Source organism: Bacillus sp. LH1, assembly GCF_057924895.1.
In genome coordinates this window covers 1,184,886-1,209,227 of the sequence record NZ_CM175007.1, presented here as the reverse complement: position 1 = coordinate 1,209,227, position 24,342 = coordinate 1,184,886, and the positions used below count along the sequence as shown (strand labels likewise).

Here is a 24,342-nt window from a genome sequence, read left to right as displayed (position 1 = left end):
TTTCTACAAAATTAAAAAACCGCCAATTGGCGGTTTTTTAATTTACCTTTTGCTCATTTTCCATTTCCCATAACTTTTCAAAAAATGGCTGTCCTTTTACGAGACGCTCGCATAATTGTTCGTGCTTATCAGACCAGCCTGTTTTCGCTTCATCATACAGCTTAGCCCAAATATCTTCAAATTCCATATGTTGAACCATTCCATATGCTGATGGATCCCACTCTGTGAACCAATAGCGAATTTCTGCTGTGTTTTTCGTTGTATGTAATTGATCTAACGCCATAAATAATAATTGTTTTAGCTGTCTTTCTTTACGAGTCAAGCCATTCATAATGAAAGGCGATGGTGATAAAATATGATGTTCTTTTTCTGTTTCTTCTACTTGGAACTCATACTTTTCTGCTTGTACGTTTTCTACCATCTCATATACCATCTGCTCTTGACGTGGTATAAGTCTACTTTTGCGAATTGGTACATTGTAACCAATTGTGTCAATCGCAATAATTCCTTTTCCATCTGTAACAACAAAGCAATACTCTTGCTGCAAACGTTCATGATTTTTACGAATATAAGCCTTATGATGTACGTCTTCCAGCATTTTTTGCGGAAGCTCTAACAATTCGTTCTCGATGTAATGATATAATGTGGCATCTACTTTTAATAATGGCACTTGATCTAATAGCTCAATCGTATCATCTTTCCGCCATTCGTAAAAATGACAAACGTTATACCCATTCTCTTCACCTTCAAACCAATTTACCCATACATCATGTAGATATAACATTCACTACCCCTCACTTCACTACTGTTTGTACCAATCATTATGTTCATTTTTGCTTAACTTTATTCCACTTGAGGAAATATATTCTAATTATTATTTTTTCTTCTATTAATACTAAAAAAACAGGAAATAGAATTCCTGTTTTTTTATATATGAAATGTATTTGCTTTATTCAATATTTCTTTTGCATCTATAGATAATAAAGAAAGTGTATCTTCTCCTTCCAAAGTTACACAATCTTTGACAATATGAAATCCGAGCGCATAGCCAAGCATCTTCGGATAAGAGTGAAAGCCATTTAATAAGATGTCATGTTCCCTCGTTCCTCGTTTTATACTTATTCTTTCATGTACAACATTTTTCCAATAATAAACAGCCTCTTCTTTTGAAAGATACGCCGTCCACGGTGCATTGTTTTTTTCTGTATACCTTTCTGTTACTGCTTGTTCCGCTAGCCCTTCCATAATCATCGTATCAAGTAATGTATATTCTGTTTCTTTCGTCTCAATTTGATGTAACCTGCATATGTGATGATATTCATGCGCCAATAACACTTTTAATTCTTCTACCGAATTCCGCCCACATACGAATAAGAAAATAACATGACGCATAGATAATCCAGCCCTACCGTTATACTCTTCTTGTACAGTTCGATTATAGGAATCTGATAATAAAATAAAGACAGGGACATCTGGACCTTTTAACCAATTTTTCAGTTTATCATACTCCAGGCTCAATTCTTTCCAAATTTCCTTTTCCTCTAATTCTTTAATTTCCTTTTCTCCGCGCATGATCGGGCGATACATCCCTTTTGAAATTAAAAAGCGATACAACCTTTCTTTTGGCAACGGAATATACTTCGTAAATTTCTCACAAAGTTTTTCTGGCCGTCCATAATATAAATGTAGCCATTCAGCTGTTTCAACAATCCCCATCTTTATCCCTCCTTTTTCTTATGTATATGCTACAGGAGAAAAAGGCGTAAAAATAAATAAGGAGTTTTTTCGCAATCTATTGCGAAAAAACTCCTTATTTCATCGATTATTTATACGATTTAAATACTAACACTGCGTTATGACCACCGAATCCTAATGAGTTACTTAATACTGCATTTACTTCTTGGTGTCTCGCTTGATTTGGTACGTAATCTAAGTCACATTCTGGATCCGGTGTCTCATAGTTAATTGTTGGAGGAATTACTCCGTCTGTAATTGATTTAATAGAGAAAATCGCTTCAACAGCACCAGCTGCTCCTAATAAGTGACCTGTCATTGATTTCGTTGAGCTAATCGCTACTTTATACGCGTGCTCGCCGAAAGTTTCTTTAATTGCCATCGTTTCATATTTTTCATTCGCATCAGTACTTGTACCGTGCGCATTAATGTAATCAATATCTTCTGGCTGTAGGCCTGCATCAGCTAAAGCTTGACGCATTGCACGCACTCCGCCTTCCCCACCAGGAGCAGGCATTGTAATATGGAACGCATCTCCAGTTGCACCATAACCAGCAATTTCCGCGTAAATGTGAGCACCGCGTGCTAATGCGTGCTCTAATTCTTCAAGAATTAGAATACCTGAACCTTCACCCATTACGAAACCGCTACGGTTTTTATCAAATGGACGGCAAGCCGTTGCTGGGTCTTCATTAAATGTTAATGCTTTCGCTGAGCTAAATCCTGCGAATGCCATACTTGTTAGCGGTGCTTCTGCTCCGCCTGTAATCATTGCATCAGCATCACCACGCTGAATTGCTTTAAATGCATCACCAATTGAGTTTGCACCAGATGCACAAGCCGTTACAGAACAAGTGTTAATTCCTTTTGCTCCTGTTGCGATTGATACTTGACCTGCTGCCATATCTGGAATCATCATCGGCACGAAGAATGGGCTCACGCGGCGTGGGCCTTTCTCAGTAAAAATCTTAAATTGTTCTTCGTATGTTTCCATACCGCCAATACCAGATCCAATCCATACACCAATTCGAGGTCCGTTTTCTTCTGTAATTTCAAGCTTTGCATCTGCAACTGCCATTTTCGCTGCTGCTACTGCATATTGTGTAAAGCGATCCATACGGCGCGCTTCTTTTTTATCAATATATTTCTCGACTTCAAAGTCGTTAATTTCCGCTGCTACTTTTGCTGGAAATAGTTCTGGATCAATTCTTGTAAGTCGCCCGATTCCAGATACACCCTTTTTAATGTTTTCCCACGCTGTTTCAACATCTGTTCCGACCGGTGTAACAGCTCCTAGTCCTGTAATTACGACCCTCTTTTTTTCCATACAAAATACACTCCTTTTTTTCTCTCAGTCCTTATTTACCCCAACGAAGAGCGACTGCTCCCCATGTTAATCCGCCGCCAAAACCAACAAGTATAATTAAATCACCGTCTTGAATACGTCCGTTTTGCAATTCCTCTACCATTGCAATCGGAATTGAAGAAGCTGATGTATTACCGAACTTCTCAATCGTCATACTCATTTTTTCTTGTGGTAAATTTAACCTCTCTCTTGCAGATTCCATAATACGAATGTTTGCTTGATGCGGTACTAAGAAATCCACATCTTCTTTCGTAAGACCAGCTTTATCTAAAACGCGAAGACAAGAATCACCAAGTTGACGAACGGCAAATTTAAACACTTCTCTGCCATTCATCATAACATACTCGTCTTGATAAAGGTGCTTGCCGCCACTTCCGTCTGCTCCTAATTCAAAAGATAGAACGCCTTTACCTTCTGAAACAGCTCCCATTACGACAGCACCGGCTCCGTCTCCAAATAGTACTGCTGTATTTCGATCGTTCCAGTCTACAATTTTAGATAGTTTATCACTACCAACTACTAATACATTTTTATACGTTCCTGTTTGAATAAATTGCTGCGCTGTAATCATTCCGTACATAAAACCAGCACATGCTGCACTTAAATCCATTGCGGCTGCATGTTTCGCTCCTATTGCTTCTTGAATTACACAAGCAACTGCTGGAAAAGCACGATCTGGTGTTACTGTTGCTACTAAAATAAGATCGATATCCTCTCCGCTAATTCCTGCATCTTCAAGTGCTTTTTTAGAAGCCTCTACGGCCATATATGAAGTATCTATTGTATCATCGGCAATGCGTCTTTCTGCAATTCCCGTTCTCGTACGAATCCATTCATCGGATGTTTCCATTATTTTCTCTAAATCGTGATTTGTGACTACTTTTTCTGGCACATATCTTCCGATCCCTAAAATGCCCACGTTCACATCGCAGCCCTCCGTTTTATATCAATTATTATGACTTGGTACTAATTTTAAAACATAAATGTATTTTTGTCTAGAATATATTTCGCATAAAACAGAAAGCTAACGCATTATTCACGTTATTTTTCATTAAAAGAAACGGAAACATACCTCTCAAATATAAAAAGACTCAAACCGCTTCTATTTACAGTTCGATCCTCTCTTTCATCTAAAAAGATGCTTTTTATTCTTTATCTGCTTTCCTTCTAAACTAGAGAGTTCTCCTCACTACTTTTCCTTTATCCTCTTCATATCTCTGGTTTTCTCCCAGGCAAGAATAAAAAAGGCCCTGACCGCTTCTATCCACGGTTCGGGCCTCTCTTCCATCTTAAAAAGATGCTTTTTATTCTTTTTATTCTTTATCTGCTTTCCCGAGCTCATAGGCCTCGTTCATAACTTTCATTAACAACTCTAACACCGGCTGTGCCTTCTCCATATCAAGTGCAATTCCATTATCATCTAAAATTGCCTTTGCTTCCGGTAAATGCTTCATTGCGATTTGTAAAAACTGCATGCTTTTTTCGTTCATATTATGCTCTTCCTCTCCATTAAAACTTTCACATACAATAGTGTAACACGCGTACTACCCTTCGTATAACTCTTTATATTTTTTCATGTGTGCCAGTTGCTTATTTAAACCGTATTCTAACGGAGTATTTCTTTTTATTGAAATTACCTCGATAGCCTCATCTCTTACTTCGTTATTATTTTTATTTACTTTATCATCCGCGCGTAAAAGATTCATACCTTTTTCCCATAATGACTGTTTACCACTAAGTAAATTGTATATACCAAGATGCGCCCCGTTCGTTCCATTTTCCCATAAGTATTCACATACATCTTCAACGTAAAGTAAATCATTCCCCTTTTCCTCAATCGTACAACGGCACTCTTTTTCACCTAATTCTGATAAAATAAGCTGATGAAACATCATAAAGGACGGTTGCCACGGTCCATATAATGTTGGAACTCGAAATACACTATATTGTAAATTCCCTTTTTTCAATCCTTCTTCTACTTTCAAAAATAGTCGCTTATTTTCGGATTCATCTGTACTGCCTACTTCAATAGAAGAAATTAAATTTAACTTCACTTTTTGTTCTTCACACATTCTTATAATTCGCTTTAAATATTGTAATATGACTCTTTCATTCCGAAATCCACTTTGCTGATTTGGCTCATATAAGCAAAAGTAAACAGTATCGAATCTCTCTTCCTCAACCGATCTCCATCCCTCTTCATCTCTTATCGAATAATACGTAAATAATGCATTTCGCCCAATTAATAATAACTTCTCTTCATTAATTTTCGTCATACTATCGAATTCATCAAAATCAAGACCATATACTTCCACTTCTTCTGCAATCATTTTATTTACAAGGTGATAACCTACAAACGTAAGTGCACCTACAATTAGCACGCGTTCCATACCACCAACCCTTTCCCTCTGAAACAAATAGCTCCTCATTTATGTATATGGGAGCTTCATAATTCTTCTTCATATTTTTTAAAGAAATCGGTCGTTTGCCTAACCATTTTATATTTCACATCTTGCAGATGGAACAAGACAGAAGTATCACATTGATTTAGTTGCCTCATTTTCTCATATCTACGCAACTGCTGTTTTCTTCCTCTTTTTTCTTGTGTTGATACGAAAATTTTAACAGGTACACAAGATGGAAGAAGCGTAAATGATTTCTTATTTATTTTTGATTCTAATTCTTCTTCTTTGGCATCATACGCCAAACTTAATTCCTTCACGAGTCTCTTGTAAAAAAACTTATGCTCTTTCTCAAACTCCACATATTCTGGTAAATCTAAACACGGATTTAACATAATGACAGAGCGTATACACTCAGGGTATTTGTTCATCATTTCGAGTGCTACAAGTGCTCCCATACCATCTGCCATAATGTGCATTTTCGCATTCAATGTCTCTTTTCTCAACACAACGTCATATAAACGTTTCGCTAGACGAACAGATTGGTCGTTTCCCCAATGTCTTCCGTATAAATTAGAAGAAAAGACTGTGTAGCCTTGCTCAATAAGGCCATGTAAAAAATAAGATCTACCCGCATGCTGTGTCCATAAACTTGTACCATTCTCAATAAAGTAGTTATAATCACCGAGGAGCATAACAGAAAATCCATTTGGCTTCTCCGGTAAATAAATGACACATGGTTCTTTTTCTAAGTAAAAAAAACGTTCCGTAATACTCATTTTTCCCCCGCCTTATTTTCTAAACATATAAAACCACTCTTTTATAATGTATGAACGGAATGCAAATTTGCGTTGAAAAATCTACAAATATTTTTCTATATTCTTTTTTCAATTGTGTTACAATAAGGACAGATTGAACGAATAGAGGTGTAAAATATGCGTTTCATTTGGGCATTAATTTGGTCGTTCTTACTTGTACATATGATGAGCTATGTAATCGGCTCTATGACTGGCGGTACATACGACTTTAACCAAGCGTCTATTTTCTCAGTTGTTCTTGCTGTGTTAGTACTAGCAATTTCAGCTGCAATTCCAAACGAGCCAGTAGAACAACACTAAAAAAAGAGTCCGGATTTTATCCGAACTCTTTTTTATTTTTATTTCACATGAACGACTAACTCGTTATTTTCTACATCAACAACTACGTGACTATTATCAGTAATTGTTCCTGCAATTAATTCTCGTGCTAATTTCGTTTCCACTTGACGCTGTACGTATCGTTTTAATGGACGAGCTCCGTACATTGGGTCGAAACCTGCTTCCACAACAAATTCTTTTGCTGCATCTGTTAATTCTACTGTAATGTGACGGTCAGCTAGACGACCTTGTAGTTCTTTTACAATTTTATCAACAATGCCTTTAATTTCATTCGTTGTAAGAGGTTTGAATAAAATAATTTCATCCACACGGTTTAAAAATTCAGGGCGGAAATGTCCTCTTAATTGCCCCATTACAAGGTCTCTTGATTCCTCTTTAATGGAACCATCTTCTTCTAATCCATCTAGTAAATGAGCAGATCCAATATTTGAAGTCATAATAATAACTGTATTTTTAAAGTCCACTGTACGGCCCTGTGAATCTGTAATGCGTCCATCATCTAACATTTGTAATAAAATGTTGAATACTTCTGGATGTGCTTTTTCAATTTCATCTAATAAAACAACGGAATATGGTTTACGTCTTACCGCTTCTGTTAATTGACCGCCTTCTTCATATCCTACATATCCAGGAGGTGCACCAATTAAGCGAGACACGGCGTGTTTTTCCATATACTCAGACATGTCAATGCGAATCATTTGCTCTTCACTATCGAATAAAGACTGGGCTAACGTTTTTGCAAGTTCTGTTTTACCAACACCTGTTGGTCCTAAGAAGATGAAAGAACCAATCGGGCGGTTCGGATCTTTAATACCAGCGCGAGCACGAAGAACTGCGTCTGACACTAAGCTTACTGCTTCCTCTTGTCCGATGACACGCTCTGATAAGATTTGCTCTAAGCGTAATAATTTCTCGCGTTCACCTTCCACGAGTTTCGCAACAGGAATACCAGTCCAGCGTGAAACAATATCTGCAATTTCTTCTTCACTTACTTCCTCACGTAATAAACGATTTTCTTGTTTATTATGCGCGCCCATTTCTTCCGCTTCTTTTAACTCTTTTTCAATTGCGGGAATTTTCCCGTGACGAAGTTCCGCTGCTTTATTTAAATCGTAATTGCCTTCTGCTTCTTCTAATTCACGACGCAAACGTTCTAAATGTTCACGTAAGTCACGAACTTTGTGAATGTCTTCTTTTTCTTTCTCCCATTTCGCTCTCATGCCACTTGCAACTTCTTTTAAATCCGATAATTCACGTTGCAATGTTTTTAGACGCTCTTGGCTACCACGATCCGTTTCTTTCCCAAGAGCCGCTTCTTCAATTTCCAGCTGCATAATGCGGCGCGTTACTTCATCTAATTCTGTTGGCATAGAATCAATTTCTGTACGAATTGTTGCACACGCTTCATCAACAAGGTCAATTGCTTTATCAGGTAAGAAGCGATCTGAAATATATCGATCTGATAAAACTGACGCTGCTACAATCGCACGGTCATGAATATTTACACCGTGATAAATTTCAAAGCGTTCTTTTAATCCACGTAAAATGGAAATTGTATCTTCAACAGTTGGTTCTTCTGCTAATACTTGTTGGAAACGTCTTTCTAGCGCTGGATCTTTCTCAATATATTTGCGATATTCATCGAGCGTCGTCGCCCCGATACAATGCAGTTCACCGCGCGCAAGCATCGGTTTTAACATATTTCCTGCATCCATGGCTCCCTCTGTTTTACCAGCTCCAACTATTGTATGAAGTTCATCAATGAATAATAAAATGCGTCCTTCACTCTTTTTAATTTCATTTAATACAGCTTGCAGACGCTCTTCGAACTCACCACGGAATTTCGCACCAGCTACGAGTGCACTCATATCTAACGCAAAAATCGTTCTATCTTTCAATCCTTCAGGTACATCCTTTTTCACGATACGCTGTGCTAGCCCTTCAACGATTGCTGTTTTACCAACACCTGGCTCCCCAATTAAAACAGGATTGTTTTTCGTTTTACGTGAAAGAATACGGATTACACGTCGTATTTCACTATCACGGCCGATTACAGGATCAATTTTCCCTGCTCTCACTTCCGCCACTAAATCACGACCATATTTTTCTAACGCTTCATAAGTTGCTTCTGGATTTTGGCTCGTCACTCTTTGATTCCCCCGAACTGTCATTAAAGACTGTAATAAGTTATCTTTCGTAATATGCAATCTTGTAAATAATTGATTTATATCGCCTTTTTCTTCAGAAAAAGCAAGCAATACATGTTCTACTGAAATGTAATCATCCTGCAGTTTTTCTGCTTCTTTTCCTGCTCTTACAAGAAGTTGTTGCAGAGCGCTCGTTACATACAATTTCCCAACTTCTGCACCGCTCCCCGTTACAGAAGGTTTCTTTTTAATTAAACTTTCAGCACCTTGCTTTAATGCTTCTATATCAACATTCATTTTTTGAAATATACGTACTGCTAATCCATCTTGCTCTTCTAATAATGCAAGTAATAGATGAACAGTATCCACCTCTTGGTGATGATGAGATACCGCTAAAGATTGGGCACTCATAATCGCCTCTTGTGTTTTTGTTGTCATTTGATTTAAGTCCATCTTTACAGCCCTCCAAAAGTTTGACTTTCTTTGACCTTTGATTTGATTATACGCCAACTGACTTTTTTATACAATAATTTTGCCTATGTATTTTCAAACTTATTATTTGAAAAAGAAAAAGAGAGCATTCATTATACTGCTAAAAAATACGGTAAATGAAATTACAATGTGTAACGACAAAAAAGCCGCAATAATGATTGCGGCTTCTGTTACGGTTTTCTTTTATATGTCCACTGGCGGTTATGATTCGTGTTATCCGGAAACTTTTCACCGGCAGTTAATTTCACCATTTGCGGATCTTTCACCATACTTCCCGTTTCACCAATTTCTACGTAAATGCCATCATTCGGCGCTTTTTGTCCAGAACGAAACCTGCGATTTTGTCCCATCTTCATTCTCCTTCCATGACGTCTTGCCTCATTAGTATATCCATTTTAAAAGAAAGCTTTTCTGTCATGTTTAGGAAACAGTACTACATCTCATTCTTGTACATATATATGAATGACACAAGCGTAAGCAGGGATTTCTTTCCTACCTGTAGAAAAAAAAAAGAAACCAACCTACTCTAGGCTAGTTTCAAAGGAGAGTCAAACATATACGAGAAGATTACATGTTCATTATATGCCTCATCACACGAGCAATGTAACCCTTTTCACAATTTGTACATAATGAAAGAAACATTGTTTGAACTTTCTAAAAAGATATTGACTTTTCTTAATTTCCAACGATAAATAGTAGACACCACAGCACTTTGAGACGTAAGATGGATATATAGTGAAATTTCCATCTATGGTGATTTCACCGAGTCTAACCTCTTATTTCTGCATATTAAAAACGGAAATACAGATAGATACAAAAAAATTATTATAAGAGGTGAAATTATGAACAAACAACATTTAATCGCATTAGACTTAGACGGCACTTTATTAACAGACAACAAAATAATTTCCACTCGAACGAAACATACAATTGCAAAAGCAAAGGAACAGGGACATATTGTTGTTATTTCAACAGGACGTCCATTCCGTGCTAGTTATGATTACTATAAAGAACTTGATCTTAACACACCTATCGTAAACTTTAACGGCGCTTACGTACATCATCCTCTTGATTCAAACTGGGGAACACATCACTCTCCTCTTGAGCTAGCAACAGCGCAAGAAATTGTCCGAGCTTGCTTTGATTTTGGCGTAAAAAATATATACGCGGAAGTAATGGACGATGTGTATGTTCGTGAAATTGATGAAGATAAAAAACATATTTTCGAATTCGGCTCTCCTAAGATTTTTACGGGAGACTTATTAAATATTTTAAACGATCATCCAACTTGCTTATTAATTGACGCACATGACGAGCATTCTACTGCAATTCGTCAACATTTAACCGATATGCATGCGGAAGTAATCGACCATAGAAAATGGGGCGCACCTTGGCCGATTATTGAAATTGTGAAAAGCGGATTAAATAAAGCAGTTGGATTACAAAAAATTTCTAGTCATTACAACATTCCACAAGAGCGCATTATCGCTTTCGGTGATGAAGATAATGATTTTGAAATGATTGAATTTGCTGGTCACGGCATCGCAATGGGAAATGCCATCCCTGAATTAAAATCACTCGCAAACCATACGACGTTAACGAACGAAGAAGATGGTATTGCTTTATATTTAGAAGAGGTTCTTGGGTTGTAATCTAAAAATTCCCTACTTATAGTTTCCTGCCAAATGTCCATACTATAAGTAGACGCATGAGACATCGCGTCGATTGTTTTCAGCTAAATAAAGGGGGTTTTTCGAATGGGTAAAAAGAACAAATCAAAACGTTTTATCCAACAAGGAGCCGATGCTGTTATGAAGCATGATGCAAGATTCCCGTACAGAGGTACATTAGCTGAGGCAGAAAAAGCAAGAAGTAACTCTTCTTTTGGAGGGGTTTAAATGGGGAACTTACTATTCCAACAAGCTAGAGATGCTGTTGAAAATGCCGTATCTTGTTCAAGCGGTACTGAGCAACAAGATCTCGTGTATAGAGCAAAAAATGCTTTGCAATCCGCTTACGCAAACTCTTCAACTGCTGAAAAAGTTCAGCTCCGTGAAATGCAAGAGCAATTGCAAAACATTACGAATTTACATTAAAAAAGAGGACCAACTTTGGTCCTCTTTAATCTTTCCGAAACAATCCGAACACCCCAACTGTTTGCAGTATATTTGTAAATGCACCTGGGTCCACTTGTTTAATAATCCTCTCTAATTCGTATAACTCATAACGAGTAATAACCATCATTAACATTTCTTTATTTTCATTCGTATAAGCACCTGTTGCTGGTATCGTTGTAATCCCTCTTACTAATCGCGAGTGAATCGCCTTTCTTACATCTGCCCCATTCTTCGTAACAATTAATGCTGTAATCTTTACATGACGAGTATGAATTGCATCAATAATTCTCGTTGATACATATAAAGTCACTAGCGTATATAACGCTTTTTCCCATCCATATACATAGCCAGCAGCGATAATGATAATTGCATTAAAAAAGAAAAAGTATGTACCGACAGGCTTATCTTTTATTTTTGATAAAATCATGGCGATAATATCTAATCCACCTGTAGAAGCACCCCACTTTAAAGCAATCCCTACTCCAATTGCCGAAATAATCCCGCCAAAAATCGCATTTAATATGATATCATTCGAAACCGCTCTAACAGGGATGATTTCTAGAAACAGAGTCATAAATATAACACAAAGAAAACTAAAAAAGGTGAAGGCCTTTCCAACCTTTTTCCACGCTAAAATAACGACAGGAATATTAAATAAGCTAAACAATACTCCCGTAGATATGTGAATCGATAAAAAATCACCTAATATTTGTGATAATAATTGAGACAATCCAGCAAAGCCGCTCGCATACACTTTTGCTGGCGTTAAAAATAAATTCATCCCAATCGCGTTTAATAAACCTGCGATGATTACAACGATTAACTTCTTTATAAGTTCAGTATAATTCAACTTCAAATCCATTTCGAATCCACCTTTACCCTTCATAAATGCACCGCTATACATAGTCTTTACGAAAAAGGAAATGATAAACGTACAACGTTTAGAAATGGAGTTGATACATATGCCACATACGAGTGATAACGACAAAAAAGCACGCGATAATAACGCAAAACGCACACAAAAAAATGAGCAAGAGCAAAAAAATATTCAGCAAGGTAAACGTGCATACTCTAAAAAGACCGATCACCTTTGATTCCATCGTACATCAACAATTATGTTGATGTACTTTTTTACATTTTAAAGGAAAAAACATTAAAAATTCACTTCATGTTCACTTCTATATTCTACAATAGCGATAACATATTCGGATGAGGTGTTGGCATGAGAGGGAAACATATTTTCATTATTACTGCACTAATAAGTATATTGATGCTATCTGCTTGCGGACAAAAGAATGGCTCAGCTACAGTCGCTACAGCAACAGACTCCACCATTACAAAGGATAACTTCGAAAAACAATTGAAAGATCGTTACGGAAAAGACATGCTATACGAAATGATGGCACAAGACGTCATCACAAAAAAATATAAAGTACCTGATGAAGAGGTAAATAAAGAAGTAGAAAAAGTAAAAAAACAATATGGAGATCAATTCAAAAAAGTATTAGAAAATTATGGTTTAAAAGATGAAGAGGATTTCAAAAATCAAATTAAGTTCAAACTTGCTATGAATGAAGCGATTAAGAAAAGCATTACAGAAAAAGATGTAAAAGACCACTATAAGCCAGAAATTAAAGCGAGTCACATTTTAGTAAGTGACGAAAATGAAGCGAAAGAAATAAAGAGTAAACTAGATGCTGGTGCTTCATTTGAAGAATTAGCAAAACAAGAATCACAAGATCTGCTATCAAAAGATAAAGGTGGAGACCTTGGATACTTCAATTCAGGTACAATGGCTCCTGAATTCGAAACCGCTGCCTACAAACTAAATGTTGGACAAATTAGCAATCCCGTAAAATCATCAAACGGTTATCACGTTATTAAATTAACTGATAAAAAAGATTTAAAACCTTACGATGAGGTAAAAAACTCTATTCGCAAAAACTTAGAGGAAGAACGTACTGCTGATCCTGTATTCAGCAAAAAATTGTTACAAGAGGAATTAAAAAAGGCAAATATTAAAATAAATGATAGTGATTTGAAAGATACGTTTACTCTTACGCGTGAGCAGGAGAATTAAAAGGAAGCACGACCTTATTTAAAAATAAGATCGTGCTTTTTAATCTTCCATCACTATTTCTAATTTTTTCTTTATTTTATAATGCTAATGAAAAAATGAATTATTTAAAATAAAAAATGCATCCCGAAACATTAACGATTTATTTCCAAACTTGACAAACTGGATTCCTTTGTTAAATATATGTCCTTTACAAATAGTACAGATTTATTTACATTCCCTTATTTTTCATTTCATCCTTTTAATCTAGTAAAATTATAACGCTTATTTAATATATCATTAATTATTTCTTGATCTTTTGTTACTAAAATTGTACAAAATTCATTACAAGTTATTAAGACAGTTTCCTCATCATTTTTTAATAATATACCTGTTCCACATTCGGAAGTATAGAGTACTTTCTTTGAAGATAAATCTGTATATTTTTCTTCTTCCACTAATAGTTCACACTGAACATTTCCCCTTATCCTCAAAAACTTTTCGAAAACTAGTATATTTTTAGGATTTCCATCGGTTATATTGGGAACATTTCTTCCCACTATTACCTGAAGGTGCTCTACTTCATCTTCAAATTTCATCTCTGACCTAGCAACAGAAACATTTAAATATAAATTATCTTTTAGTTGAATGGCTATTTCTGAACTGATTATAGTATTATCATCTTTTTGCATTATAGGTGTTAAACTTAATATCTTGATCTCCGCTTCTTTCATTAAAGCATCTATAGCTTTTGGATGAACTTGCACCGGAACTATATAATGTGGCATTCCTATCAATCTTCTTCACTCCTAATTAAAATTTCAGTATTATATACTTAAAAATGAATATCTTCGTATATTCTTTTTCTTTTAATATCTAAATTAACTTTCCACGTGCCATCTTTACGTTTTACCATTCTAATTTGAATTCGATTGTCTTTAGTATGTCTTCTAACTGAATTTCCTTTTCTATGATTTATCACCTTTTGCCCTTTTGTATAATGTCTAAAAATACTTTTTGCAACAGCTTTTCCACCTGGCAAATCCTTATTAATTCTTGATTTATGCGCTCTTGCATTTTTTCCTAATAACTTTGTAAAATAAACCGGTTTTGTAATTGTTTTTGTTAGTTTTAATTTTCCTCCGCCAATTGCGCCTATAGCTGCAGCTTTTGCTACCCCTTTCCAACCCTTTCCTGATTTATAAGCTTTATAGCCATCATAAGCTGCAAAACCAGCATTTACTGCAAACCACACCCAATGCCCATCTGGATCCACCATCATCACTGGATTATTATCACCATACGTATACCCATTCTGCGTCACAGGATCATCTTCATCACCCGGATCAGGACACACCGATAAAAACACATCATGTTCTGGATTATAGTATCTCGCAATCAGATAATACATGCCAATTTCTTTATCATACATGTATCCCGCATATCCAAATGGATTGTCTGCTGCGATACCTTTCGTATCACTCTTTAATACGTTACCCCACGAATCCTATTCATACGTTGCTACAGCTTCCCTATTTTGATCTGTCATCGCGACTACGTCACCATGAAGAAGTTGTAGTATACTGTTTGTCTTCGTGATTTCATTGCTCCACGTACACCATTTATTAAATGCATATATTGACGAAGGGCAGTCCCATTTCCATCTATCCCATATAACGGTGGAATACTACCCCTTCCTTAAGAATAATAGATTATTTAAAATAAAAAGTGCATCTCAAAAATTACCTGTTTAATTTTCGAGATGCACTGAATCTATAAAACTTTATATCCCACTCATCATTAAAAAGAATATTAGCAATGAATTAATTTTATAATCCTAGAACGACATGTATAAAATATTACTACTTTCAATACTTGCATTGTCATTCCTTTATTGCAGACCAGCATAGTTTTCAATTAAAGCTTTCCTATACCTTTTTCCTCCATCGCGAAAAATTTCTTTATGGTACTCCTCCGTTTCAATAAGAAAATCAGAAAGAGTCTTCCATATCATGGAATCAATCATCTGCTCTCTATAAATATCTTTTTCACTAATTAACAATGCCACTTCATTATGAACATCGATCACCAATAACACCTTTCCAGAAGAAAATAGTATATACAGTACATAATGATCACGCAGTGATAATCCGAACTCTTTTCCATCCTTTTCTTCCCGCCATGTGATTATGTCCCAATAGTCTTCTGATGATATATTTACATCAAACTTTGCTGCCTTTTTTACATCTTCATCATAATATCCACTCTTAGTAAAAAATAGAAAGGTTCGATATTGAAAGGTTTGTTTTGTACATATATATGCCGTACGCTCTCCTAAAACTTCGCCTATTTGTTTTAACGAATCAAGAAATTCATCTTCATCAAATTCATAGTCACTAAATAACAATACATATTTATCAAGATCACCTCTTACTACATACTCTGGTAAACTTTTTTCCATATCTACTATCTCGGCAATCCTTGTATAAACAGAACTATACTCGTTCTCGGTAAGCTGAAATAAGCTATCTATTTTTTTCAACCTTTTTCCCCTTTCCCTTTAACCTAAACTTAATAACATTATTCTTTTTCTTCTTCCCTCTTGGATAATAATCAGCAGTATTAAAACCACCACTAGATCCATCGCGAGTAGTTATTTTCCTTCCATTTTTAGTGAAATTCCTAATTTGCAAACCATTTTTGTAAAATGTTTCTTGATTCCATCCTGCTTTTCCCAATCTATTGTGTAATTGGCATAGACTTATATTCGCCTGAAAATTAGGCTTGGATTTCTTTGTCGTAATATTAGTAAACTTAAGCTTTGTACCATATTTAAATGTGTTATATGCTAATTTTGCACCTTTATAAGCTGCCCCACCAACTAATCCAGCACCAACAGCTACTGCAGCTGCTTTCCAGCCATTCTTTTTATACGCTTTATAACCATCATAAGCCGCAAAACCTGCGTTCAATGCCATCCAAGCAAAATGACCATCTGGATCGGTCAGCATGACTGGATTATTATCCGCATACGTATACCCATTCATTGTAACCGGGTCATCCTCATCGCCCGGATCAGGATCCACCGATAAAAACACACCATGTTCTGGATTATAGTATCTCGCAATCAGGTAATACATGCCAATCTCTTTATCATACATGTATCCGGCATATCCAAATGGATTGTCTGCTGCGATTCCTTTTGCTTCGCTCTTTAAGACGTTACCCCATGCGTCATATTCATAGCTTGCGACTATTTGTCCATCTTTGTCGGTCATTGCTAGGCGGACACCGTCTTTGTTGTAAACGTATATGCCCCATCCTAACTTTCTATCTGTAAAAAACTTTGCAACAGAGCCATCTGCTTCATTCCATGTGTATAGAAAAGGAAGAAGACATTTTCTCGCCTCTTCCCTTAATTTTATAATCTATTAATGTTTCAATTTGCTCTGTTTCCATTCGTGTTAATCCATAGGCCAATAATAAATTCAAGAGAAAACTATTTACTTACGCAAAAGCACATCAATATCTTCCTTGAATTTCAAAATACAAATTATTAATAAAACAAGTAAAGTAGCTATATTAAGAACATTAAAGATATACCAAAAAAACAACACTCCTATCAGTACATCAGATATAAATCCTTCCCTGACATTTTTTAAATATTGATTGAATTTTTTTGAAGACAGCATAACTTTCTCTAGTATAAATATGGTAATGCCAGCAAGAAAGAAGACTATCTTTTTCAAATCCGAAGGCTGATCTACTAAAACATAAGCTACTATATATATAAATAGCAAATCAATAATTCTGAACCTTTTAAGCATATTATTCACTTTTACCATTTGGCTTTCTTCCATTTCCCTTTTGATTTACCTTCGTCATATTTTAAATACCACTGTTTAGAATTCAATTTTTTTCTATAAGTTAAAGTAATTTTAGTACCCGGTTCTGGGACTGGCTTTATAAATTTTCCCCCAACATACTAGCCCCCTACTATCTCTAAACTCTTCTGTCGACTTGGAGCTTTTATATATTTTAAACCAATGTTCTTAACTACATTACCAGCATTAAAACTGACAACTGCTCTCGCAATTTGTCCTGAATAATAATTAAATTTAGTTTGCTTATAACTTCTTTGGTAATATTCATGCTTACCTTTTTTCCAATATTTATATCCACTTACAACTTTTTTTGCCTTATACCCATCCGGATCCACCATCATCACCGGATTATTATCACCATACGTATACCCATTCATGGTAATTGGGTCATCTTCATCACCCGGATCAGGATCCACCGATAAGAACACACCATGCTCTGGGTTATAGTAACGCGCAATTAGATAATACATGCCAATTTCTTTATCATACATGTATCCCGCATATCCAAATGGATTGTCCGCTGCGATACCTTTTACGTCGCTCTTTAGTACGTTACCCCACGAATCATATTCATACGTTGCTACAACTTCTCTATTTGCATGATAAAAAGCAGCTAGGTATGCCCCCTCTAAATGACATAGTGGATTACATAAACTATCTAATGCTATTGAATGTAATCTAGCATCATTTCGACTCTCTAAACAACTACTCAAATTTCGTCCCAAATCAAAAATTGTAGTAGCAGGAAGGTGTTATTTTAAATAAAAAAGTGTATCCCAAAATTAAACTACCTGTTTAAATTTTGAGATACACTGAATCAACTTTACTTTATTTTTCTTTTTCAAACATACTAGCTAATATTCCACTAATCATCAAAGAGATCACTATTAATACATTCATTGTATTACTAAAGAACGATCTATATGGAGTAAAGGTTGCTATGAATATATATATTAGACTCACTACTAACACCGTTACCACTTTATATTGTTTCTTTTTTAACATAATCGCTAATACAACTAAAATTAAAACAACATTATATACACCAATAAATATCTGTGTCATCTCCATATTACTAATCTACTTCCTCCTTTTCTTAGAATTAGTTTTTTTCGTTCTATACTCCGTATATCCTTTTTTATATCCTTTATAATATCCATCTACATAAACTACCAAGTCCGGGATAAGCCCTATTCCTCCAACAGCTTTACTACCAACAAAAAACGCCCCTTTAGCCGCTGATTTCACTGTATTTTTTATGATTTGCTGTTTTGCAACACGCTGTCCAGGAGATAAGTTTGCAATTTTCTTTTTTGAGTTATTTTTAGATGTTTTCCATCCAAAAGCCCAGCCGACACCAAAAGTAAATGCCTTATTCAATCCATTTCCCATTCCAACAAATCCTGCATAACTATCTCTTACCGCAACCAACCCAGACTTAACTCCCTTAACATGTGCATATGCTGTCCGATTATTATGATACGGCATCGGCGTCGTACCCCAAAAGCGATATGCCCAATGTCCATCCGGATCCACCATCATCACCGGATTATTATCACCATACGTATACCCATTCTGCGTCACTGGATCATCACTATCACCCGGATCTGGATCCACCGATAAGAACACACCATGGTCTGGGTTATAGTATCTTGCAATCAAGTAATACATACCAATCTCTTTATCATACATGTATCCCGCATATCCGAATGGGTTGTCTGCTGCGATTCCTTTTGCTTCGCTCTTTAAGACGTTACCCCATGCATCATATTCATACGTTGCTACAACTTCTTTATCCTGATTCGTCATCGTAACCGGATCATCTTCATCACCCGGATCCAGGATCCACCGATAAGAACACACCATGGTCTGGATTATAATAACGCGCAATCCCTATCTTCAAATTCTTCATTAAAACTAATTCACACTTTAAATCCAATGCTTGTAATCTGCCAATTACTTTTCCCTATTGTCTTGATTAGGAATTACAATAAAGAAATCCACTATGTGTGTTTTATTAAAGTCTATACCTTGTTTATATAACATATTTAATACTTGTCCATCTTCATATTTTAGGAATTTCATTATCATCCCCTCCTTGCTATCAATAAATACAAGCAGTCTTTAATAACTATACCCTTTTATTAGATTCATAGCCTTTGTAATAAATACCATAAGAAATCATTTTATCAAACCCTCCACCAAAAAAGTGATTATTTCGAAAAAAGGAGTTCATCCCCTGTAAATAGTAGGTGATGAACTCCTTTTTCTTTTTAAGTGGACTTTTTCAATGACCTCCTAATTAACTATATATTTTTTTTATTTTACAACACATCTCTTCTACAACTTTTACTTCCATCCCGAATGATGTTTCATACTCCCATTTTTCATTAATCAAATCATTTTTAACAAAAGTAAAGTATACTAAAAATCGATTTTTTTTTAGCTTCACTTTAAATTCTATTTCCTCTTCATCAGCACTTAATACAGCTTCCTTAATATCTTTTCGTAGTAATGCTTCTAGTTCTTCCCCAAATTTAATTATTTCACTCGTCAAAAACATTGGCCCTTTACACTCATAATGAATATTATTCGAGGATACAGCTAAGAAATTCAGTTGTAAATCACGTAAATACAGCTCATCATCATTTGGATACATAGACCCAAATGATACAATGGTTATCTTTTTTTCATCCCCTAAAAACACCAACTCAATTTCTTTTTTTATTTCCACCATTCCACCTTCTTCCAATTTTTATCCTTCTTCGAGCGATGCCCTAGACTAATAATGTTATTTTTTTTAGTTTTTGATACAACAATATGTTTTTTACCTAACGTTTGCACAAATCGGTCATGTGGATTTCTTTTATCTATATGCTTTCTACCAAAACTTCGAACTAATACTGTAGCAGATTTAGACATTTGACGCGCTGGGTTCGCTAAGTGCTCTGTCGCATGAATACTATATTTTAATTTTGCTGCGAAATAGCCAACTCTTCCAACTCCACCTAGTGCAACTACGATAAGTTGGATTAATTGCCTATACCATTTTTTCTTAACTGGCCTCTTTTCCATACATTCACCCCTAATTCGCATCGGTTTTATTCTTACAATTAACAATTTAAAGAATTTCCCGAGGGGGTTCAACATAAAAATGACAATATTGTGACATTTTTTCTAAAAATGTATATTTTCCGACAATTTACCATTTTATATTCTTTTTTCCTTATAAATACAGTAAAATATTTGTAGATTAAACGTTTTATTACACTTTATTTACTTTTTATCTACTTTATAATAAAAAAGAACTATCTCTTCTCTTAAAAATTCAGAGAAAGAATAGTTCTTTTTTCATTTACTTTATTTCTTAAAGTAAGTCCAGCCTTCTTCTTGGTAAACCTTTTCTTCTTTCATCAACTTACCAAGTGCGCGCTTAAATGCAGCTTTACTCATGTTAAAGCGTTCTTTAATATCTTCTGGATGGCTCTTATCCCAAAACGGCATTGCTCCGCCTCGTTCTTCCATATATGCATAAATTACTGCAGCATCATCTTCCATTCCTTCTTCTTTACGAGGAAGAAGTGAAATGTTAATTGTACCGTCATCTTTTACATCAATAATACGTCCCGTTACACGCTGACCGATGCGAACTTGCTCTTTTCTTTCTGTATGATGTAAAAATGCACGGAAATGCTCATCTGTTAATACGAACGAACCAACTTGAAGTGAACGATACACACGTCCATTTACGTTTTTATTACGCATAGATGGTGTCGCATCTACAACGATTTCTTGCATATCACTATCTCTTGCTGGAAGAGCAATTAAACGATCACGATTCGTTAATTTTAACGTACAATATAATTCGTCGCCTACTTCTGGCCATACTGGCATATAAATCGGGAACTCATCAGCTGGAATTAGTATATCTTTTGACACACCAATATCAACAAACACACCTAAACTAGGAATAACTTCTACAACCTTTACCCAGTTCCAATCATAAGTTGTAATAATTGGCTCCTTCATTGTTGCTGAAATACGATTTTGGTGATCAAGGTATAAGAATACGTCAATCGTATCGCCTTCTTCAATTTCTCCAGCTACTTCGTTTTTATGTAGGAAAATTTCTTCTTCTTCATTCCCAACCATATATCCAATTTCCGTTTCGCGTAAAACAGTTACCTGTTCAATCGATCCTATTTGCAAATACATATTTTTTAATTCCCTTCTATATATATAAAATTATCTTTTTTATCATTCCAAACAAAAGTTAATTATAACATGATTTTTCCTGTATTTGTCCAACTGCCCAAAATTCACTATAATAAAATAAGGTTACATGAATATAAGTACGAAAACACTTAAGTCTAGACTCGTTTTCAGCTATACTTTAGTATGTACAGTACATAACAAGATTAGAAATTTATTTGGAGGTGCTAACTATGGCAAAAGATAGTTCTTTTGACATCGTTTCGAAAGTAGAATTACCTGAAGTAACAAACGCAATTAACATCGCATTAAAAGAAATCCAAAACCGATATGACTTTAAAGGAAGTAAAAGTGATATTAAATTAGAAAAAGAAGTACTTGTTTTAACTTCTGATGACGAGTTTAAATTAGAGCAAGTAAAAGACGTTCTTATCTCTAAACTTGTAAAACGTAACGTTCCAATTAAGAACTTAGATTACGGAAAAGTTGAAGCTGCAACTGGCAACACTGTTCGCCAACGCGCAACACTTCAACAAGGTATCGATAAAGATAACGCGAAAAAAATTAACAACATCATTAAAGAAATGAAATTAAAAGTAAAAACACAAGTACAAGATGATCAAGTACGTGTTACAGCGAAAAGCCGTGATGACTTACAAGCAGTAATCGCAGCTGTTCGTAGCGCTGATTTACCAATCGACGTACAGTTCATTAACTACCGCTAAAAAGAAAACTCCTCTTAATTAGAGGAGTTTTTTGTTTTGTAGAGACAATATTCCGAGAACAAACCATAGAAAAATGGTATATGCGGTGAAAATCACTAAGTGAACAGAGTCTAACCATACGAATACTTTACAAGTGAGCACATGATTAAACTAGGCCTTATTGTAGAATTTGTTTTATGCATGTATTTAGCAGACCTTATTGAAAATAAGAAAAATATACCTTAAGACGTTTCCCCTTCAATTTGAATTACTTTTCTTAATAACCACATCCTGGGCCAAAGTCATCTTAAAAATCGCTGTAACTCATAATTCCTCTCCCCGCCAAAACGTAACAATTTATGAGTATAAGAATATTTCCCAACCTTTAATGTAATGTAAAATTAGTAAGGGTCTAAAAAATGTTAATTAAAAAAGAGTTAGAAGTGGTTTTTTGAAGAAATTAATATTATGGTTTTTATTAGCCACATTCTCCCTAAATACTGTAGGATGTTCTAATAATACGAATACACTAACGGATAAATCTAACTGTATCAACAAAGCTTGGTACAAAAAAAATATGTCATGTAATCATTTAAAAAACATTAAATAGTTAATGATAAAGGTCATAAAAAAAAGACACCTCAAAGTGCCTTCCTCCGACTTGAACCATCTCAATCTTAACAATATTTGGATGTAATTAAAAAGAAGCATAAATTGTTAATAAAGATGCAGACTTCAAAATAAAAAGTACACTAAAGCGCTAAGTAAACTCTTATTCAAAAATTTATATTAAGCACTAATATTTTAGAAGCAAGTTTATAAGTATAAAACCTACAGAGATTTCCCCTGTAGGTTTTATTATATTTCAAGTGATTTCCAAATGAATTATGAGTGACTTTTTTCAGTTTGGTTTTCAAAATATTTTTCTTTAACCATTTTTATCAGATTTTCTTTTTCTGTTAGTTCAAATATAAATAATGCTTTTTTCATGTTATTTGCAACATCTTCTTCATTAGGTTGTTTAAGTTTCAATAAATTCCAAGCTTTTCCATAGTATAATTCACCTAGTAAATATAAAGTATTTAGATTAATAGCTAGTTTGATACCCATATCATTGTATTTTACTGCCTCTTCATGTTGATTTGCATGACCTAAAATTTTTGCTAAATTAAAAATAATTTTCAATTTAATTTCTTTATCTCTAGGAAAATCTAACTTATTAAAATTAGTTAAACACCTTCTTAATATATTAATACTTTTTTCATATTCTTTATTTTCCCCATGGAATATAGCAATTGTCTGCATAATATCTATTTCTCTTTCTGATAAAAAATCAGAATTAGTTACAGTTAATTTTAATGCATTATTTAAAAAATCTAAAGCAGTTTTTATTGATTTATCCACCATAAATATAGCAATCGCTTCATGCCATATTAAAAATTGTTTATCTTCTGTTGATTGGAAGTTATTTTCGTTTTTCTCTTTTTTCACTATTTCATAAAGTTCTTTGTATTGTTTTTGCTTTAAGCAATCTTTTATTACGCATTTTACATTTTCTACATATTTTAATTTTTTGTTTTGAGTTAATGCAAATATATTATTTGGGTCAATACCAAGTCTTTCTGATAATTGATATAACAATATACTAGATGGATAAATCACACCTTTTTCTATTTTGCTAATTTGACTTTGCGAACATATTCCATGACATAATTCGGATTGTGATATATTTTTTTTAATTCTAAGCTCTTTAATGGTAATACCCAAATCGTAAAACTCCATTTTCCCACCTACTATTTAGCACTGTATTAGTATAAGAGTATTCTCTAACTTTTAATGTAATGTAAAATTAATATAGTTGCAATTATTGATTGCTTCAAAGATTCTTCCCTATCGGTGCTAACACAAAAAACAGGTTAGGAAGAAAATCCTCTTCCTAACCTAGCCCTCCTCTCACTAGGGACGTTTTCATTCTCACGTCGTTTCTCTTAAGAAATTTCATATCAACAGAATAACACTATTGCCCCGCCGAACAAACTTACAAATACAATAAGAAGACATGAACATAGAG

26 protein-coding genes and 4 pseudogenes are annotated in these 24,342 nt (G+C 34.8%); 7 read left to right on the top strand and 23 right to left on the bottom strand.

Annotated features, from left to right (window positions below; genetic code table 11):
- Positions 1-37: 37 nt before the first annotated feature.
- The 7 genes from ACX9TM_RS06355 to ACX9TM_RS06325 all read right to left on the bottom strand — a co-directional run bounded on the left by ACX9TM_RS06355 (position 38) and on the right by ACX9TM_RS06325 (position 6,281).
- A complete protein-coding gene (locus ACX9TM_RS06355; RefSeq protein WP_000966127.1) occupies positions 38-784 on the bottom strand; it encodes a YjbA family protein in 747 nt (248 codons plus the stop codon).
- 143 nt (positions 785-927) lie between these two features.
- Positions 928-1,716 (bottom strand): DUF2268 domain-containing putative Zn-dependent protease, encoded by a 789-nt coding sequence (locus ACX9TM_RS06350; protein ID WP_000513277.1) that lies wholly within the window; start codon positions 1,714-1,716, stop codon positions 928-930.
- A 106-nt stretch (positions 1,717-1,822) separates the two neighbouring features.
- Entirely contained in the window at positions 1,823-3,061 is a 1,239-nt protein-coding gene (gene fabF, locus ACX9TM_RS06345; RefSeq protein ID WP_000412656.1) for a beta-ketoacyl-ACP synthase II, read from the bottom strand.
- A 31-nt stretch (positions 3,062-3,092) separates the two neighbouring features.
- On the bottom strand, positions 3,093-4,025 hold the full coding sequence (gene fabH / locus ACX9TM_RS06340) for a beta-ketoacyl-ACP synthase III (RefSeq protein ID WP_001100547.1): 933 nt from the start codon (positions 4,023-4,025) through the stop codon (positions 3,093-3,095).
- A gap of 388 nt (positions 4,026-4,413) precedes the next feature.
- A complete protein-coding gene (locus ACX9TM_RS06335) occupies positions 4,414-4,590 on the bottom strand; it encodes a ComZ family protein (RefSeq protein WP_001986215.1) in 177 nt (58 codons plus the stop codon).
- A gap of 54 nt (positions 4,591-4,644) precedes the next feature.
- Positions 4,645-5,517, bottom strand: a complete 873-nt coding sequence (locus ACX9TM_RS06330) for an NAD-dependent epimerase/dehydratase family protein (RefSeq protein ID WP_065212159.1) — start codon at positions 5,515-5,517, stop codon at positions 4,645-4,647.
- Positions 5,518-5,546: 29 nt separating this feature from the next.
- Positions 5,547-6,281, bottom strand: coding sequence for a lipase family protein (locus tag ACX9TM_RS06325; RefSeq protein ID WP_000028712.1), 735 nt, complete (start codon positions 6,279-6,281; stop codon positions 5,547-5,549).
- A 156-nt stretch (positions 6,282-6,437) separates the two neighbouring features.
- Between ACX9TM_RS06325 and ACX9TM_RS06320 the strand changes: the two genes are divergently transcribed.
- Entirely contained in the window at positions 6,438-6,620 is a 183-nt protein-coding gene (locus tag ACX9TM_RS06320) for a YjzD family protein (protein WP_001211116.1), read from the top strand.
- Positions 6,621-6,658: 38 nt separating this feature from the next.
- Here ACX9TM_RS06320 and clpB read toward each other — a convergent pair whose 3' ends face one another.
- Entirely contained in the window at positions 6,659-9,259 is a 2,601-nt protein-coding gene (clpB, locus tag ACX9TM_RS06315) for an ATP-dependent chaperone ClpB (protein WP_000365401.1), read from the bottom strand.
- Positions 9,260-9,468: 209 nt separating this feature from the next.
- Positions 9,469-9,648, bottom strand: a complete 180-nt coding sequence (locus ACX9TM_RS06310; protein WP_000531421.1) for a YjzC family protein — start codon at positions 9,646-9,648, stop codon at positions 9,469-9,471.
- Between the two features lie 492 nt (positions 9,649-10,140).
- Between ACX9TM_RS06310 and ACX9TM_RS06305 the strand changes: the two genes are divergently transcribed.
- The 3 genes from ACX9TM_RS06305 to ACX9TM_RS06295 all read left to right on the top strand — a co-directional run bounded on the left by ACX9TM_RS06305 (position 10,141) and on the right by ACX9TM_RS06295 (position 11,394).
- Positions 10,141-10,950, top strand: coding sequence for a Cof-type HAD-IIB family hydrolase (locus tag ACX9TM_RS06305; RefSeq protein ID WP_001041232.1), 810 nt, complete (start codon positions 10,141-10,143; stop codon positions 10,948-10,950).
- Positions 10,951-11,055: 105 nt separating this feature from the next.
- Entirely contained in the window at positions 11,056-11,196 is a 141-nt protein-coding gene (locus ACX9TM_RS06300) for a hypothetical protein (protein WP_000516816.1), read from the top strand.
- Entirely contained in the window at positions 11,197-11,394 is a 198-nt protein-coding gene (locus ACX9TM_RS06295) for a DUF3813 domain-containing protein (RefSeq protein ID WP_000527407.1), read from the top strand.
- A gap of 25 nt (positions 11,395-11,419) precedes the next feature.
- On the opposite strand, the gene ACX9TM_RS06290 is transcribed toward ACX9TM_RS06295, so the two are convergent.
- Positions 11,420-12,277: a YitT family protein gene (locus ACX9TM_RS06290; protein WP_000364431.1), complete on the bottom strand. Its 858-nt coding sequence runs from the start codon at positions 12,275-12,277 to the stop codon at positions 11,420-11,422.
- 100 nt (positions 12,278-12,377) lie between these two features.
- On the opposite strand from ACX9TM_RS06290, the gene ACX9TM_RS06285 reads away from it, so the two are divergent.
- Positions 12,378-12,509, top strand: a complete 132-nt coding sequence (locus tag ACX9TM_RS06285) for a DUF3941 domain-containing protein (protein WP_001120851.1) — start codon at positions 12,378-12,380, stop codon at positions 12,507-12,509.
- 128 nt (positions 12,510-12,637) lie between these two features.
- Positions 12,638-13,495, top strand: a complete 858-nt coding sequence (prsA, locus tag ACX9TM_RS06280) for a peptidylprolyl isomerase PrsA (RefSeq protein WP_063246166.1) — start codon at positions 12,638-12,640, stop codon at positions 13,493-13,495.
- Between the two features lie 230 nt (positions 13,496-13,725).
- On the opposite strand, the gene ACX9TM_RS06275 is transcribed toward prsA, so the two are convergent.
- The 12 genes and pseudogenes from ACX9TM_RS06275 to ACX9TM_RS06220 form a co-directional block, all read right to left on the bottom strand.
- Positions 13,726-14,259, bottom strand: a complete 534-nt coding sequence (locus ACX9TM_RS06275) for a hypothetical protein (protein ID WP_065212163.1) — start codon at positions 14,257-14,259, stop codon at positions 13,726-13,728.
- Between the two features lie 47 nt (positions 14,260-14,306).
- Positions 14,307-15,160, bottom strand: a pseudogene (locus ACX9TM_RS06270) (RHS repeat-associated core domain-containing protein); the annotation flags it as partial.
- Positions 15,161-15,362: 202 nt separating this feature from the next.
- Complete coding sequence (locus ACX9TM_RS06265; protein ID WP_063220269.1) at positions 15,363-16,013, bottom strand: hypothetical protein; 651 nt, start codon at positions 16,011-16,013, stop codon at positions 15,363-15,365.
- Entirely contained in the window at positions 15,997-16,749 is a 753-nt protein-coding gene (locus ACX9TM_RS06260; protein ID WP_000129999.1) for an RHS repeat domain-containing protein, read from the bottom strand. Before ACX9TM_RS06260 ends, ACX9TM_RS06265 begins: the two co-directional genes overlap by 17 nt.
- 225 nt (positions 16,750-16,974) lie before the next feature.
- The gene (locus ACX9TM_RS06255; RefSeq protein ID WP_000241493.1) at positions 16,975-17,316 is read right to left on the bottom strand and encodes a hypothetical protein; all 342 of its coding nucleotides are present in this window, start codon (positions 17,314-17,316) and stop codon (positions 16,975-16,977) included.
- A gap of 355 nt (positions 17,317-17,671) precedes the next feature.
- Positions 17,672-17,957 (bottom strand): annotated as a pseudogene (locus ACX9TM_RS06250) (RHS repeat-associated core domain-containing protein); the annotation flags it as partial.
- A gap of 226 nt (positions 17,958-18,183) precedes the next feature.
- Complete coding sequence (locus tag ACX9TM_RS06245; protein WP_000426143.1) at positions 18,184-18,426, bottom strand: hypothetical protein; 243 nt, start codon at positions 18,424-18,426, stop codon at positions 18,184-18,186.
- 9 nt (positions 18,427-18,435) lie between these two features.
- Positions 18,436-19,176, bottom strand: a pseudogene (locus ACX9TM_RS06240) (RHS repeat-associated core domain-containing protein); the annotation flags it as partial.
- Positions 19,177-19,241: 65 nt separating this feature from the next.
- A pseudogene (locus tag ACX9TM_RS06235) lies at positions 19,242-19,440 on the bottom strand (ribonuclease E inhibitor RraB); the annotation flags it as partial.
- 217 nt (positions 19,441-19,657) lie between these two features.
- On the bottom strand, positions 19,658-20,092 hold the full coding sequence (locus tag ACX9TM_RS06230; RefSeq protein WP_224742196.1) for a WapI family immunity protein: 435 nt from the start codon (positions 20,090-20,092) through the stop codon (positions 19,658-19,660).
- A complete protein-coding gene (locus ACX9TM_RS06225) occupies positions 20,080-20,430 on the bottom strand; it encodes a hypothetical protein (protein ID WP_063220273.1) in 351 nt (116 codons plus the stop codon). Before ACX9TM_RS06225 ends, ACX9TM_RS06230 begins: the two co-directional genes overlap by 13 nt.
- Positions 20,431-20,715: 285 nt before the next feature.
- Positions 20,716-21,570 carry a CvfB family protein gene (locus tag ACX9TM_RS06220; protein WP_000281265.1) on the bottom strand — a complete coding sequence of 285 codons (855 nt, stop codon included), beginning with the start codon at positions 21,568-21,570 and terminating at the stop codon, positions 20,716-20,718.
- Positions 21,571-21,800: 230 nt separating this feature from the next.
- Between ACX9TM_RS06220 and ACX9TM_RS06215 the strand changes: the two genes are divergently transcribed.
- On the top strand, positions 21,801-22,292 hold the full coding sequence (locus ACX9TM_RS06215) for a YajQ family cyclic di-GMP-binding protein (RefSeq protein ID WP_001040149.1): 492 nt from the start codon (positions 21,801-21,803) through the stop codon (positions 22,290-22,292).
- An 864-nt stretch (positions 22,293-23,156) separates the two neighbouring features.
- Here the strand turns inward: ACX9TM_RS06215 and ACX9TM_RS06210 are convergent.
- Positions 23,157-24,053 carry a helix-turn-helix domain-containing protein gene (locus ACX9TM_RS06210; RefSeq protein WP_000397889.1) on the bottom strand — a complete coding sequence of 299 codons (897 nt, stop codon included), beginning with the start codon at positions 24,051-24,053 and terminating at the stop codon, positions 23,157-23,159.
- Between the last annotated feature and the right edge of the window lie 289 nt (positions 24,054-24,342).